This window comes from Janthinobacterium saanense (genome assembly GCF_014200675.1).
GTDB lineage: Bacteria > Pseudomonadota > Gammaproteobacteria > Burkholderiales > Burkholderiaceae_D > Janthinobacterium.
On sequence record NZ_JACHCI010000005.1, the window covers coordinates 195,435 to 210,742 of the forward strand.

Annotated in this window: 12 protein-coding genes; 7 read left to right on the top strand and 5 right to left on the bottom strand. The window is 62.0% G+C overall.

Annotated elements, in window-relative coordinates; all coding sequences use genetic code 11:
- Positions 1-5: 5 nt before the first annotated feature.
- Both HDE72_RS09995 and HDE72_RS10000 read right to left on the bottom strand, forming a co-directional pair.
- Positions 6-1,715: a molecular chaperone HscC gene (locus HDE72_RS09995; RefSeq protein WP_311735212.1), complete on the bottom strand. Its 1,710-nt coding sequence runs from the start codon at positions 1,713-1,715 to the stop codon at positions 6-8.
- Positions 1,715-3,712: a DNA topoisomerase IV subunit B gene (locus HDE72_RS10000; protein ID WP_183739796.1), complete on the bottom strand. Its 1,998-nt coding sequence runs from the start codon at positions 3,710-3,712 to the stop codon at positions 1,715-1,717. Before HDE72_RS10000 ends, HDE72_RS09995 begins: the two co-directional genes overlap by 1 nt.
- Positions 3,713-4,173: 461 nt before the next feature.
- On the opposite strand from HDE72_RS10000, the gene kdpF reads away from it, so the two are divergent.
- From kdpF to HDE72_RS10035, 7 genes are all read left to right on the top strand, one after another.
- Positions 4,174-4,263: a K(+)-transporting ATPase subunit F gene (gene kdpF, locus HDE72_RS10005; protein WP_034746483.1), complete on the top strand. Its 90-nt coding sequence runs from the start codon at positions 4,174-4,176 to the stop codon at positions 4,261-4,263.
- Entirely contained in the window at positions 4,263-6,068 is a 1,806-nt protein-coding gene (gene kdpA / locus HDE72_RS10010) for a potassium-transporting ATPase subunit KdpA (protein WP_183739799.1), read from the top strand. Before kdpF ends, kdpA begins: the two co-directional genes overlap by 1 nt.
- 9 nt (positions 6,069-6,077) lie before the next feature.
- Entirely contained in the window at positions 6,078-8,162 is a 2,085-nt protein-coding gene (kdpB, locus tag HDE72_RS10015) for a potassium-transporting ATPase subunit KdpB (RefSeq protein WP_183739802.1), read from the top strand.
- A gap of 10 nt (positions 8,163-8,172) precedes the next feature.
- Positions 8,173-8,748 carry a potassium-transporting ATPase subunit KdpC gene (gene kdpC, locus HDE72_RS10020; RefSeq protein WP_183739805.1) on the top strand — a complete coding sequence of 192 codons (576 nt, stop codon included), beginning with the start codon at positions 8,173-8,175 and terminating at the stop codon, positions 8,746-8,748.
- A gap of 59 nt (positions 8,749-8,807) precedes the next feature.
- Complete coding sequence (locus HDE72_RS10025; protein ID WP_183739809.1) at positions 8,808-11,573, top strand: DUF4118 domain-containing protein; 2,766 nt, start codon at positions 8,808-8,810, stop codon at positions 11,571-11,573.
- On the top strand, positions 11,566-12,264 hold the full coding sequence (gene kdpE, locus HDE72_RS10030) for a two-component system response regulator KdpE (protein ID WP_183674826.1): 699 nt from the start codon (positions 11,566-11,568) through the stop codon (positions 12,262-12,264). The genes HDE72_RS10025 and kdpE overlap by 8 nt, the downstream gene beginning before the upstream one ends.
- Before the next feature lie 139 nt (positions 12,265-12,403).
- On the top strand, positions 12,404-13,153 hold the full coding sequence (locus HDE72_RS10035) for a TorF family putative porin (protein WP_183739812.1): 750 nt from the start codon (positions 12,404-12,406) through the stop codon (positions 13,151-13,153).
- A gap of 53 nt (positions 13,154-13,206) precedes the next feature.
- On the opposite strand, the gene HDE72_RS10040 is transcribed toward HDE72_RS10035, so the two are convergent.
- Genes HDE72_RS10040 through HDE72_RS10050 form a run of 3 tightly spaced genes read right to left on the bottom strand, consistent with a single transcriptional unit; the run spans position 13,207 to position 15,096 of the window.
- Entirely contained in the window at positions 13,207-13,704 is a 498-nt protein-coding gene (locus HDE72_RS10040; protein WP_260176598.1) for a P-loop NTPase family protein, read from the bottom strand.
- Between the two features lie 10 nt (positions 13,705-13,714).
- Positions 13,715-14,764 (bottom strand): 4-hydroxy-tetrahydrodipicolinate synthase, encoded by a 1,050-nt coding sequence (gene dapA, locus HDE72_RS10045; protein ID WP_183739818.1) that lies wholly within the window; start codon positions 14,762-14,764, stop codon positions 13,715-13,717.
- Positions 14,761-15,096: a hypothetical protein gene (locus HDE72_RS10050; protein ID WP_260176599.1), complete on the bottom strand. Its 336-nt coding sequence runs from the start codon at positions 15,094-15,096 to the stop codon at positions 14,761-14,763. The genes dapA and HDE72_RS10050 overlap by 4 nt, the downstream gene beginning before the upstream one ends.
- Between the last annotated feature and the right edge of the window lie 212 nt (positions 15,097-15,308).

Below are 15,308 nucleotides of genomic sequence, written 5' to 3' on the forward strand. Positions count from 1 at the left end.
TTCATTTACAGGAAACTTTCGCTTTCAACCTGCCGCAGTGCTTCATCGAGCACCTGCCGCGACTTGCGGATGGTGCTCGGGTCCTGTGTCTCCAGCGCGGCCTGGAAATTGGCCGTATGCGTGGCCAGATAATTACGCACATCACCCAGAGACTGTTCGTACAGGCGGTCGGCGCGTGAAACCAGGGTGCGGTTTTCCATCTGCTCGCGCGGGTGGATCTTCAGGTCGGCCAGCTCAAGAAAGCGCTGTTCGATCTGTTCCGGCGTCATCACGCCTGCGTTGTCGCTGATGACCATCTTGTGGCGTTCCTGCGTGGCCAGTACCGTCACTTCCGCTTCCAGCACGCCGCTGATATCGTAGGTGAAACGCACGTCGATACCCACTTCACCAGCCTTTTTGGCCGGTATCGGGAAGCTGATTTTCCCCAGGAAGACGTTATCGGCCACCAGGCGCGATTCGCCCTGGTAGATCGTGACATTGATCTCTTTCTGGTTGTCGTGGATGGTGGTGATGTTTTCCGTGCGCGAGACGGGCACCACCGAGTTGCGCTCGATGATGGGCATGTAATGGCCGCCCTCATACTGGTTCGGCCCCACCTGGCGCGAAATGCCGATGCCCAGCGAATACGGCGCCACGTCCGTCATCACCACTTCATCTAAGGCGGCGTCGCGCATCTTCAGGCCCGCCTGCACGGCCGCGCCCAGGGCCACGGCTTCGTCCGGGTCCAGGTGGATGGCGGGGAAGCGGCCAAACATGCGCGAGACGAGCTTGCGCACCAGCGGCATGCGCGTGGCGCCGCCGGCCAGCACCACTTCATTGAGTTCCGAGGCACGGATGGTGGCGTCGCGCAGCGCCCGTTCCACCGGCACGCGCAAGCGGGCCAGCAGCGGTTCGCACAGCTGCGCCAGTGTGTCTTCGCTGACGTCCCAGTGATAGTCTTTATCCTGATAACGCGTGCTCATGCGCGCCGACGGCTGCTCTGACAGCAAACGCTTGACCCGTTCGGCTTCGTCGCGCAGCAACTGCTGCTGGCGCGCGTCGAACAATCGGCTGCCGGCGGCGCTGCGCAAGCCGCTCTCATCCAGGAAGGCCTCGACCAGCACGGTGACGAAATCCTCGCCACCGAGGAAATTGTCGCCGGCCGAAGCGCGCACTTCCATCACGCCTTCAAACAGTTCCAGGATCGAGACGTCGAAGGTGCCGCCGCCCAGGTCGAAGACGAGAAATTTGCTTTCCTGTTCCTTGTCGCGGATGCCGTAAGCCAGTGCGGCGGCCGTCGGCTCGTTGAGCAAACGCTCCACGCGCAAGCCCGCCAGCTGGCCGGCAATGCGCGTGGCCTTGCGCTGCGCATCGCTGAAATACGCAGGCACGGTGATAATCGCTTCTTCTACCGGGTGGCCGAGAAAGGCTTCGGCATCTTCCTTCAAGGCGCGCAGCACCATCGACGACAATTCCTCGGGACGGAATTGCTGCGTGCCGAGCGTGATCTTCTTTTCGCTGCCCATATAGCGCTTGAAGACGGACGCCGTCAGTTGCGGGTGCGTTTGCAGGCGCTCGCGCGCGGCGCGCCCGACCAGCACGGTGCCGTCTTCGTCGATGCTCACGCACGATGGAGTCAGGTGTTCGCCGAGCGCATTGGGGATGATGGAGGCTTTGCCATCGCGCCAGATGGCGGCCAGGCTGTTGGTGGTGCCGAGGTCGATACCGATGATCATCAGATATCTGCCTCCGCCTCATTGCCGTGTTCTTCGATCCAGGCGCGGCGTCCTGCCGCTTCGCCTTTGCCCATCAGCATATTGAAGCGGGCAGCCGACGCCATGTGGTCGATTTCGCCCAGGGTCACGGGCAGCAAGCGGCGCGTGTCCGGGTTCATGGTGGTTTCCCACAGCTGCTCGGCGTTCATCTCGCCCAGACCCTTGAAGCGCGAGATGGACCAGGCGCCCTGTTTCACGCCTTCCTTGCGCAGCTTGTCTTCGATGGCCAGCAGTTCTCCATCGTCGAGCGCGTAGATTTTCTGGATCGGTTTCTTGCCGCGCGCTGGCGCGTCGACGCGGTACAGCGGCGGACGGGCGATGCAGATATGGCCCTTGGCGATCAGTGCCGGGAAATGCTTGAAGAACAAGGTCAGCAGCAGCACCTGGATGTGCGAGCCATCCACGTCCGCATCCGACAGAATGCAGATTTTGCCGTAGCGCAGGCCGGACAGGTCGGGCGTGTCGCCATGCGTGTGCGGATCGACGCCGATGGCCACGGCGATGTCGTGGATTTCGTTATTGGCAAACAGGCGGTCGCGGTCGGTTTCCCAGGAGTTCAGCACCTTGCCGCGCAGGGGCAGGATGGCCTGGAATTCCTTGTCGCGGCCCATCTTGGCCGAACCGCCCGCCGAGTCGCCCTCGACCAGGAACAGTTCATTGCGCGTGATGTCCGACGATTCGCAGTCGGTCAGCTTGCCTGGCAAGACGGCCACGCCCGAGGATTTTTTCTTTTCCACTTTTTGCAGCGAACGCTGGCGCGACTGCGCCTGCTTGATCACCAGCTCGGCCAGTTTCTTGCCGTATTCGACGTGCTGGTTCAGCCACAGTTCCAGCGGCGGCTTGCTAAAGGTCGAGACCAGTTTCACGGCGTCGCGCGAATTGAGGCGTTCCTTGATCTGGCCCTGGAATTGCGGGTCCAGCACCTTGGCCGACAAGACGAAGGAAGCGCGCGCAAATACGTCTTCCGGCAGCAGCTTGACGCCCTTGGGCAGCAGCGAGTGCATTTCGACGAAGTTTTTCACGGCGCCGAACAGGCCTTCGCGCAAGCCCGATTCATGCGTGCCGCCGTTCGAGGTGGGAATCAGGTTGACATACGATTCGCGCACGATGGCGCCTTCTTCGGTCCATGCCACTACCCAGGCCGCGCCTTCGCCTTCGGCAAAACCGTCGTTCTCGCCGTTGGCGTATTGCGCGCCTTCGAACAGGGGGATCAGGGTTTCGCCGTTGGAGCTTTGCGCCAGCGCTTCGGTCAGGTAACCGCGCAAGCCTTCGGCGTATAGCCAGGTTTGGGTGTCGCCCGTCTTGGCGTTGGTCAGGGTGACGGTGACGCCAGGCAGCAGCACGGCTTTCGAGCGCAGCAGGCGTTGCAGCTCGGTTTGCGAGATATTGGGCGAGTCAAAATATTTCGGATTCGGCCAGGCGGTCACGCGGGTGCCCGACTTCTTGCCATCGCGCAGCGCCGGTTTCGAATGCAATGCTTCGATCACGTCGCCATCGGCAAACACCATGTGGTGCAGGCCGTTGCCATCGCTTTCCTTGCGCCAGACGGTAATTTCCAGGCGCGAGGACAGCGCATTGGTGACGGACACGCCGACGCCGTGCAAGCCGCCCGAGAACGCGTAGGCGCCGCCCGATCCCTTGTCGAACTTGCCGCCTGCATGCAATCGCGTAAACACGATTTCTACCGTCGGCACGCCTTCCTCGGGGTGCAGGCCGACCGGAATGCCGCGGCCATTGTCTTCGACGGTGATGCTGCCATCGGTGTTTTGCGTGACGGAGATGTGGGTGCAATGACCGCCCAGCGCCTCATCGGAGGCATTGTCGATCACTTCCTGGATGATATGCAGCGGATTTTCAGTGCGGGTGTACATCCCCGGGCGCTGCTTGACGGGTTCCAGTCCTTTCAGGACACGGATGGATGATTCGCTGTAGTCGGATGCTGGTTTTTTAGTGGCCATACGTGTTCAAGCTAAGTAAAGACAAGGGTTGGAACGCCAGGCCAGAGCGCTGCAGGCGCAATGACAGCGGCGGCGATAGCTGTATGAATATACAGTATATCCCGTCCAGCGTCACTGGGGGAGGGCAGGCGGCAGGCATGGCGTCCTTGTGCGGACGCTTGCGCATTCTATCTTGATCAGCGAGCAATAGCGCTACTCCTTGGCAACAATGGTGCGCCGCGTACGGGCGTTTTAGGACTACTGTAGGTCAAATCACCTGCTGCCGCCCCGATTTTTACATCTTGTTTACATGGCACTCCCCAGTCTTTACCAATTTTTTATGCCCTTTTTGTTAACCTGCTTTTATCAACACAAACCTGAATGAGGGTGGGAATGGATATCGTCTATATCGGCTTGATTGCCGTGTTCTGCGTGGTAGTGGCGGCTTTCGCCATCGCCTGCGACAAATTAGGGAGCGTGAAATGAACGCATTTTATGTACTGGGCGCCGTGGTCTCGGCCGGCTTGCTCGTGTATCTGCTGGTAGCGCTGCTGAAGGCGGAGGAACTGTGATGACGACCCAATCAATACTGTTATTGATCCTGTTCCTGGTGGTGCTGCTGGCCCTGTCCTATCCGCTGGGCCAGTACATGGCCAAGGTGGCTGGCGACGCTCCCGTGCCCGGCCTGGGCTGGCTGCAAAAATGTGAAAACCTGTTGTACCGCTGGGCTGGATTATCAAACGACAAGGCCATGGGCTGGAAGGGCTATGCCATCGCTCTGATCGTCTTCAATACCCTGGGCGCCTTATTTGTGTATGGCCTGCAGCGCCTGCAAGGCCTGCTGCCGTTCAATCCACAGGGTTTGCCTGCGATTACACCCGATTCCTCGTTCAATACGGCGGTCAGCTTCGTCGCCAACACCAACTGGCAAGGCTACAGCGGCGAACAGGCCATGAGCTACCTGACCCAGATGCTGGGCCTGGCCTGCCAGAACTTCTTCTCGGCTGCCACCGGCATTGCCGTGATCTTTGCCTTGATCCGTGGTTTTTCTTCGCGCTCTAGTAAATCGATCGGTAATTTCTGGGTCGACCTGGTGCGCTCCACCCTGTACATTTTGCTGCCGCTGTCGCTGGCCCTGTCGGTGGTCTTCATGGGCGAAGGCGTGATCCAGAATTTTTCGCCTTACAAGGAAGTGACTTTGCTCGACCAGGTGGCGTATGAAACGCCAAAAACCACGGCCGACGGCCAGCCTGTGCTCGACGCCACCGGCAAACCGGTAATGGAAGTGCAAGTGGCCAAGACGCAGACGATTGCCATGGGCCCGGTCGCCTCGCAAGAGTCGATCAAGATGCTGGGCACGAACGGTGGCGGCTTCTTCAACGCCAATTCCGCCCATCCTTATGAAAATCCGACGGTGATGTCGAATTTCCTGCAGATGCTGGCGATCTTCCTGATCCCTGCCGGCCTGTGCTTCACCTTTGGCCGCATGGTCGGTGACATGCGCCAGGGTTGGGCCGTGATTGCCGCCATGACCCTGATCTTTGTCGCACTGACGGTGGGCGTGATGAGCGCGGAGCAGCAAGCCAATCCAGCCCTGCAAACGCTGGGCGTGGACCAGCAGGCGAGCAGCCTGCAATCGGGTGGCAATATGGAAGGCAAGGAAACGCGCTTCGGTATCAGTTCGTCGACCCTGTTCGCTGCCATTACCACAGCGGCTTCCTGCGGCGCCGTCAATTCCATGCACGATTCCTACATGCCCTTGGGCGGTATGGTGCCGCTGCTGCTGATGCAGTTCGGCGAAGTGATCTTCGGCGGCGTGGGCACGGGCTTGTATGGCATGCTGATGTTCGCCATCCTGGCCGTCTTTATCGCCGGCCTGATGATAGGCCGTACGCCTGAATACCTTGGCAAGAAAATCCAGGCTTATGAAATGAAGATGGTGTCGCTGGCCATTCTGGTGACGCCAGCGCTGGTGCTGACCGGTACCGCGATCGCTGTCATGGTCGATGCCGGCACGGCAGGCGTGGCCAATCCTGGCGCGCACGGTTTCTCGGAAATCCTGTACGCCTTCACTTCGGCGGCCAATAACAATGGCAGCGCGTTTGCCGGCCTGTCCGCCAACACGCCGTTTTATAACGTGATGCTGGCCATCGCCATGTGGTTCGGCCGTTTTGCCGTGATCGTGCCGGTGCTGGCCGTTGCCGGTTCCCTGGCCAGCAAGCAGCGCCTGACAGCCAACTCGGGCACCATGCCCACGCATGGCCCGATGTTCATCATGCTGCTGATCGGCGTCGTCGTGCTGGTCGGCGTGTTGAACTATGTTCCGGCGCTGGCCCTGGGCCCCGTCATCGAACACCTGCAACTTTTCACCCAATAAGAGGCTACCATGTCACGCAAAAGCCTGACGTTATTCGATTCCGCATTGATAGGCCCCGCCATCGTCGATGCGTTTAAAAAACTCGACCCCCGCACGCAGTGGCGCAGCCCCGTGATGTTCGTGGTCTATGTGGGCAGCATCATCACCACCATGCTGGCGATCCAGGCCCTGATCGGCAAGGGTGAAGCGCCATTCGGCTTCATCGCCGCCGTCGCCGTGTGGCTGTGGTTTACCGTGTTGTTCGCGAACTTCGCCGAAGCGCTGGCCGAAGGCCGCAGCAAGGCCCAGGCGGCCTCGCTGCGCGCCCTGAAGCAAACCGTGATGGCGAAGAAGATGCAAACGCCTAAATACGGCACGGCCTGGCTGCCAACGCCAGCCACCGATCTGCGCAAGGGCATGACGGTGCTGGTCGAAGCGGGCGACGTAATCCCTGCCGACGGTGAAGTCACCGCCGGCGTGGCCTCGGTCGACGAAAGCGCTATCACTGGCGAATCGGCTCCCGTGATCCGCGAATCGGGCGGCGACTTTTCGGCTGTGACGGGCGGCACCCGCGTGCTGTCGGACTGGCTGCTGGTGCGCGTGTCCGTCAATCCTGGCGAAGCGTTCATCGACCGCATGATCGCCATGGTCGAAGGCGCCAAGCGCCAGAAGACGCCGAATGAAATCGCCCTGACGATCCTGCTGGTGGCCCTGTCCATCGTCTTCCTGATCGTCACCGTGACCCTGCTGCCTTACTCGCTGTTCGCCGTGGCGGCCGCCAAGAGCGGCACGCCCGTCACCATCACCGTGCTGATCGCGCTGCTGGTGTGCCTGATCCCGACCACCATCGGCGGCCTGCTGTCGGCCATTGGCGTCGCTGGCATGAGCCGCATGATGCAAGCCAATGTGATCGCCACTTCCGGCCGCGCCGTGGAAGCGGCTGGCGACGTGGACGTGCTGCTGCTCGATAAAACGGGCACCATCACCCTGGGCAACCGCCAGGCGTCGAACTTCATGCCTGCGCCCGGTGTCACGGAACAGCAGCTGGCCGATGCGGCGCAACTGGCGTCCTTGGCCGATGAAACACCGGAAGGGCGCAGCATCGTGGTGCTGGCCAAGCAGCGTTTCAATATCCGCGAACGCGAAATGGCCAGCCTGCACGCGACCTTCGTGCCATTCACGGCGCAGACGCGCATGAGCGGCGTCGATATTCCAGGCGTGGACGAGCACACCGTGCGCGAAGTGCGCAAGGGCGCGGCCGATTCCGTGCGCAAGTATGTGGAAGCGCTGGGCCAGCCGTATCCGGAAGAAGTGGCGCGCGCCGTCGACGACATCTCGCGCCGTGGCAGCACGCCGCTGGTAGTGGTCGATGATGGCCGCATCATGGGCGCCGTGGAGCTGAAGGATATCGTCAAGGGCGGCATCAAGGAGCGCTTTGCCGAATTGCGCCGCATGGGCATCAAGACGGTCATGATCACCGGCGACAACAAGCTGACCGCCGCCGCCATCGCCGCTGAAGCCGGCGTGGATGACTTCCTGGCCGAAGCGACGCCGGAAGACAAGCTCAAACTCATTCGCAGCTACCAGTCCGAAGGCCGCCTGGTGGCGATGACGGGCGACGGCACCAACGATGCGCCTGCGCTGGCCCAGGCCGACGTGGCCGTGGCCATGAATTCGGGCACGCAGGCAGCGAAGGAGGCGGGCAATATGGTCGACCTTGATTCGAATCCGACCAAGCTGCTGGAAATCGTTGAAATCGGCAAGCAGATGCTGATGACGCGCGGTTCCCTGACGACGTTCTCGATTTCGAACGACATCGCCAAGTACTTCGCCATCATCCCGGCTGCGTTCGTGGGGACTTATCCACAACTGAAGGCGCTCGACATCATGCATCTGGCCAGTCCGTCGTCGGCCATCATGTCGGCCGTGATCTTCAATGCGCTGATTATCGTGGTGCTGATTCCGCTGGCCCTGAAAGGCGTGCAGTACCGCGCCATCGGCGCGGCCAGCCTGTTGCGCCGCAATCTGCTGGTGTATGGCGTGGGCGGCATCATCCTGCCCTTTATCGGCATCAAGCTGATCGACATGATTTTGTCCGCACTTAATTTCGTCTAAAGGTACCATCATGAGCACTATCGTTCGCCCCGCAGTCGTCCTGTTTGCCGCGCTGACCTTGATTTGCGGCGTGATTTATCCCATCGCCACCACTGGTATCGGCAAGCTGGCTTTCAGCCAGCAGGTCGATGGCAGCATCATCGAGCGCGATGGCAAGCCGGTCGGTTCGAGCCTGATCGGCCAGTCCTTCACCTCGCCCAAGTACTTCTGGGGCCGCCCTTCAGCCACCTCGCCGATGGCCAACAATGGCGTCGGCTCGGGCGGCTCCAACCTCGGTCCGAGCAATCCAGCCCTGGTGGACGCCGTCAAGGCGCGCATCGCCGCCCTGAAGGAAGCCGATCCTGACAACACCACGGCCATTCCGGTTGACCTGGTGACGGCGTCGGGCAGTGGCCTGGACCCTGAAATCAGCCTGGCCGCCGCCGTGTACCAGGCGCGCCGCGTGGCCCGCGTGCGCGGCCTGCCGCTGGCGCAGGTGGAAAATACCATCGCCAAGCTGCAGAAAACCGCGTATATCGGCTTTTTCGGCGAACCGCGCGTGAATGTGCTGGAACTGAATCTGGCGCTCGATGCGGCGCAGAAGTAAGATGATGCTGGGGGCAAAGCCGCCGGCTTTGCCCCTTGTTTTCACATTTAAAGAGATCCATGCATCCCAACGACAGCCAACGTCCCGATCCTGACGCCCTGCTGGCACAAGTACAGGCGCAGGAAAAAAAGGCCGCACGCGGCAGGTTGCGCATTTATTTCGGTGCGTCGGCCGGCGTGGGCAAGACTTACGCCATGCTCGCTGCGGCCCGTAAATTGCTGGCCGATGGCCAGGATCTGCTGGTTGGCGTGGTGGAGACGCACGGGCGCCAGGATACGGCTGCCCAGCTTGAAGGCTTGCCTGTGCTGCCGCTCAAGGCGGTTGAATACCGGGGCAAGACCTTGCTGGAGTTTGACCTCGACGAGGCGCTGCGGCGCGCACCGCCCCTGATCTTGATGGATGAACTGGCCCACTCGAACGTGGCAGGCTCGCGCCATCCCAAGCGCTGGCAGGACGTCGAGGAATTGCTGGCCGCCGGTATCGATGTGCTATCGACCGTCAATGTGCAACACCTGGAAAGCCTCAACGATGTGGTGGGGGGTATCACCGGCATCCGCGTGGCCGAAACCCTGCCCGACACTGTATTTGACCGCGCCGATGAAGTGGTGCTGGTCGATATTCCGGCGGATGAATTGCTGCGCCGTTTGAAGCTGGGCAAGGTGTACAAGCCGCAGCAGGCCGAGCGCGCTTCACAGAATTTTTTCCGCAAGGGCAATCTGATCGCCTTGCGCGAACTGGCCCTGCGCCGCACGGCGGACCGGGTGCAGGACGACGTGCAGGCTTACCGCGTGGAGAAATCGATCAATCCCGTATGGAAGACGGGCGTGGCCCTGTTAGCCTGCGTGGGCCCGCGCGCCGGTGGCGAACACGTGATCCGCAGCGCGGCGCGCCTGGCCGGCCAATTGAACGCGGAATGGCATGCGCTGTATGTGGAAACGCCGGGTTTGCAGCGGCTGCCGGCGCGCGAGCGCGAGCGCATCCTGAAAACTCTGAAGCTGGCGCAAGACCTGGGCGCGCGCACCGCCATCGTCGCTTCCGCCGATATCGCTGCCGCCGTCGTCGAGTATGCGCGCGGTGCGAATATCTCGAAAGTCATCGTCGGCCGTAGCCGTGCCGGCCTGCTGGCACGGCTGTGGAACGCGCCGCCGGCGCAGCGCATGGCCAGCCTGGCGCCCGATGTCGACCTGATCGAAGTGGGCCAGCCTGCGGGCGATGCGCCGCTGCGGCATGCGGGCGGCGATGACGAGGCCGATGGACCGCGCCGTCCTTCGCGCCATTGGCGCTATATTTTTGCCGCTGTCGCCAGCCTGTTGACGGCCGTAGCCTCGGTGCCGCTGCAGCCTTACCTGGACCTGGCCAATATCGCCATGCTGTCCTTGCTGACGGTGGTGCTGGTGGCCGTGCGCCTGGGCCGCGGACCGGCGGCGCTGGCCAGTCTGGTAGGCGTGGCCTGCTTTGATTTCGTTTTCGTGCCGCCCCGTTATTCGTTTGCGGTCGGCGATTTCCAGTACGTGATCACGTTTGGCGTGATGCTGGCCGTGGGTCTGATCACCGGCCATTTGACGGCGGGCCTGCGCTTCCAGGCACGGGTGGCGTCGCACCGCGAATCGCGTGCCCGCGCCCTGTATGAATTTTCGCGTGAATTGTCGGGCGTGCTGCAGACGGAGCAGATTTTCGACATCACGAAAAGCGCCATCGAACGGGCGTTTCGCGCGCGCGCCACCTTGCTGCTGCCTGATGAGCAGGGCAGGCTGCAGGCGCCAGCGAATGTAGCGGAGCTGGACCTGGGCATCGCGCAGTGGGCGTTCGATCGCGCCGAAGCGGCCGGTACGGGCACCGATACCTTGCCCGGTTCGAACATCTTTTATTTGCCGCTGATCGCGCCGATGCGCACACGCGGTTTGCTGGCGCTGCTGCCGCTCGATGAACCGAACCACCGCCGCTGGCTGCTGGTGCCGGAACAGCGGCAGCACCTCGATACCTTTGCCGCGCTGGCGGCCATTGCACTCGAGCGCGTGCATTACATCGATGTGGCGCAGGGCGCCCTGGTGCAGATGGAATCGGAGCGCTTGCGCAATTCCCTGCTGGCGGCGCTGTCGCATGACTTGCGCACGCCCTTGACCTCGCTGGTGGGGCTGGCTGAATCGCTGGCGCTGTCGAAGCCTGCCTTGTCGAGTGCGCAGCTGGACATGGCGCGCTCGCTGCAGTCTGAAACCGTGCGCATGAGCGCCCTGGTGGCCAATCTGCTCGATATGGCGCGCATCGAAAGTGGCCATGTGCGGCTGAACCTGCAATGGCAGGCGCTGGAAGAAGTCGTCGGCAGCGCGCTGCGCGCCAGCCGCCCGCAGTTGCAGGGCCATCGCTTGCAGACGCAGCTGGCGCCTGACCTGCCGCTGGTGCGCTATGACGCCGTGCTGGTCGAGCGCGTGCTGTGCAATCTGCTGGAAAACGCCGCCAAGTACACGCCGCCGGGCAGCACCATCACGATCGCAGCCAGGGTGCTGGGCCAGCTTTTACAGGTGACGGTCAGCGATGATGGCCCCGGCTTGCCGCCTGGCCGCGAAGAAGCGATTTTTGAAAAATTCACGCGCGGCGAACGCGAATCGAACAAGCCGGGTGTGGGGCTGGGGCTGGCCATCTGCCGCGCCATCGTCGAAGCGCATGGCGGCACCATCCGGGCGCAGGCGCAATTGCCCGGGCAGGGCGCAGCCATCGTGTTTACGCTGCCGCTGGGCACGCCGCCGGCCTTGCCGGAGCTGGAGCTCGACGAGATAGACACTGGTCCTGGTACTGATAAAACCAAACGAGAGAATGATCATGAATGAACCTTCCGCTACTGCCTTGCTGGTTGAAGATGAACCGCAAATCCGCCGTTTCGTGCGCTCTGCGCTGGAAGAAGAGGGCTGGCAGATTTTCGAATCGGCCACCATGCAGCGCGGCTTGATCGACGCCGGCACGCGCCGGCCCGACCTGATCGTGCTTGACCTGGGTTTGCCCGATGGCGATGGCATCGATTTCATCGCCGACATCCGCAAATGGTCGGCTGTGCCCATCATCGTGCTGTCGGCCCGCGTCGACGAGCAGGACAAGATACGCGCGCTCGATGCGGGCGCTGATGACTATTTGACCAAGCCGTTTGGCGTGGGCGAATTGCTGGCCCGCGTGCGCGCCACCTTGCGCCGCCAGCGCCAGCCCAGCGCCAACGAAGATGGCGTGGTGCAGTTCGGCGACGTGCGGGTCGACCTGAAAGACCGCCTGGTCACGCGTAACAAGCAGCTGGTGCACATGACGCCGACGGAATTTCGCTTGCTGTCCGTGCTGGTGAAAAATGCCGGCAGGGTAGTCACCAATCCGCAACTGCTGCGCGAAGTGTGGGGGCCGTCGAATAGCGAAAACGGCCATTACCTGCGCATCTACATGGGCCATTTGCGCCAGAAGCTGGAAGCCGATCCGGCCCAGCCCCAGTATCTGCTGACGGAAACGGCAGTCGGCTACCGCCTGCTCTTGCCGCTCTGATGCCGCTCTAACTTCATCCTTCCCCCTGTTCGAAAACAGGCGCTGCGCGCGCCAGGGGGAGGCTTTAGCCAAATTTTCTGCAGCATCGGGCTAGCTGCGCCAGTTGGCAAAGGCCCATACCAATAATAAAGAGAATCGCATGAAAAAACTACTAGTTGCACTTGCCGTCGCCACGACCTGTATGGGCGGCGTGGTCCACGCTGAAGAGGCAAAGCCCGACAATGAACTGAGCTTTAATGCCGCCGGCGTATCGGACTACCGCTACCGCGGCATTTCGCAAACGCGGTTGAACCCGGCATTGCAGGGCGGCGCCGACTATGTCAATAATCCGACCGGCCTGTACGCGAGCGCCTGGGCATCGACCATCAGCTGGACCAGGGATAGTGGTGGCAGCGGTGGCGTGGAGCTCGATCTGTCTGCCGGCAAGCGTGGACAACTGAGCAGCGATATCGGCTATGACGTGGGTCTGCTGGTGTATGTGTATGCCGACAATGGCTTGAAAGACGTCGTCGGCCTGGCCGATGCCAATACCCGGGAAGTCTATGGTCAACTTTCCTACGGCGTCGCCTACATCAAGTATTCGCTGGCTGTATCGAACCTGTTCGGCATCGCCAATAGCCGTAACAGCAGCTATGTGGACGTGGGCGCGAATATCGACCTGACGTATGGCTGGACCGCCAATCTGCACGCGGGCTACCAGAACGTGAAAAACAATGATGCGTCGAGCTACGCGGACTGGAAGGTGGGTCTGACGCGTGATTTCGGTATCGTCACGGGCGCACTGGCCGTGATCGGCACGAACGCAGATAAACAGGCTTATGCTTCGCCGGCGAATGGCAAATTCCTGGGCAAGACAGCGCTGCAACTGACGCTCGGCAAGACGTTTTAATTGTATGAAAAGAGCGGCCGGGTGCTGTGCGCCTGGCCGGCTTTTTCAGGTTTTCAGGATGGCGTGAAATCGAAAACAGCGTGGTACAGCTGTTTGGCACTTATTGTGCTGGCAGCCGGAATTTGTGCGGCCAGCGCGCGCGCCGCGAGCGGTGCTGCATCGGCCACCAGCAGCACGCGCAGTTCGGGATTGATGGTGCGCGCATGGGCGATGCGGCGCACCAGGCTCGCTTCGTCGGCCAGGCCGTCGACGGACACCACCAGCACACGCGCGGCGATCATGGCCGAGCGGCTGCCGAGGGAGTCGCGCGCTTCGCTGTCGATCACGATGTCGTGGTAGCAGTTGACCAGGTGTTCCAGCTCGGGCTGCAAGCCCTTGGCGCTGATAGGGCGCGCCGTCAGGTGGGCCAGCGCGCTTTCGCCCGCCGCCTGGGCTTGATCGAGGGCGCCGTGGCGCGGATCGGCGTCGAGCAGCAGCACCTTGCGGCCCGCTTGCGCGCGCGAGGCGGCCAGCGTGCTGGCCAGCCTTGCCGCCAGTATGGATTTCTCCATCCGGCCTTGTTCAGCTGTGATAGCGATGATCATCTTGGCGTACCGCTGGAATGATGTTGGAGGTCGACACGAGTTGCAGCAGACAGCCTTCGCGCGGTGCGTCCTGTGCTTCCTTGCCGCAGGCGCTCCAGCGCGGCAGCTCCATCAACTGCTCCAGTGCCTCGGCCAGTTCGGCCTGGCCAGCGGACGACATGGGTGTCATCGGCAGGCGCAATTCGTCGCGCACCTTGCCTTGCAGCGCCAGCGCTGCCTTGACCGGCGCCGGATTGGGCTCGGAGAACAGCAGGCGGATCACCGGCAGCAGGGCCTTGAACAAGAGACTGGCGGCGCCATGGCGGCCGGTTTTGACAAGGTCGTACAGTTGCGCATACAGGTCGGGGCGCACCTGGGCGGCGGCCGACATGGCGCCGTGTGCACCCATGGTCAGACTGGCCAGCATCAGCGCGTCATCGCCGCACAAGACGTCCAGCCGGGTTTCCAGCAGCAGTTCGCCCAGTTGCTGCAGCTTGCCGCCGGCTTCCTTGATGGCGACGAAATGCGAGTCGCGCGCCAGCTGGGCCACGGTGTGCGGCGTCATGTTGACACCGGTGCGCGCTGGCACGTTGTACAGCACGATCGATTGGTCGGTGGCGTCGGCGATGGTCTGGAAATGGCGCACGATGCCTTCCTGCGAAGGGCGCACATAGGATGGCGTGGAAATGAGCAGGCCGGCCAGCGGGTGGTCGTTATAGCGCTGGACGGTGGCCGTGACGGCACGTGTATCGCTGCCACCCACGCCCATCACGACCGGGAAGTGCGGGCCGACGGCTTCGAGTACGGCGTCAAGCAGCATGGTCTGTTCCGCTGCGTCGAGCATGGCCGCTTCACCGGTGGTGCCGCAGACGACCAGCCCCGAGATGCCGCTGCCGGCCAGTTCGTCGGCCAGCTGCTGCGCCGCGTCGAGATCGATTTCGCCATCGCGGAACGGCGTCACCATCGGTACCCAGATGCCCTGGAAATGGGTGGTGATGCGCGAGGAGGACATGGTTTTTTCAGGGGGATGCTGCAGATAGGTGCTCATGCGCTTTTCCTTTCGCTGATGCGGCCAAATTCCGCAGCCGGCAGCAAGCGCATCACCGCATCCATCGTCAGGCGCAGCGCCGGCTCCGTCACGCACAGCCATACCTTCATGCGCTCGGCATGTTCAATCGCCTCGATGCGCATGAACGACAGCATGCTGCCGCAGGTTTTCACGACCAGCTGGCGCAGTTCGGCCAGGCAGGCTTTGTCGACCGTGATATGCATCAGGAATGTGGGCAGGCGGGACTGATGATGGCGCGGATACGCGGCGTGATGGCTGGAGGTATGGCTGATTTCGTGCTGGCGCATAGGCAGGCGTGAATGGGGTTCCATGGTGGCTTTGCAGCAGTGGTTGAGATGTAGCCAAGGTTAGCAGCGGCGCCGTAAAGATACTGTAAAAAGCGCGGGCTCAGGCGTAAATGGCTTGTATGCGTTTTTGTCTATTCGCCGTGCTACGGGGCCACGCTGTTGCATTTATGCGGCGCTTATAGAGTACATATGCACTTTTGTTACAAAATTGAATCGTGTATCAGGGGCTGGAGGTT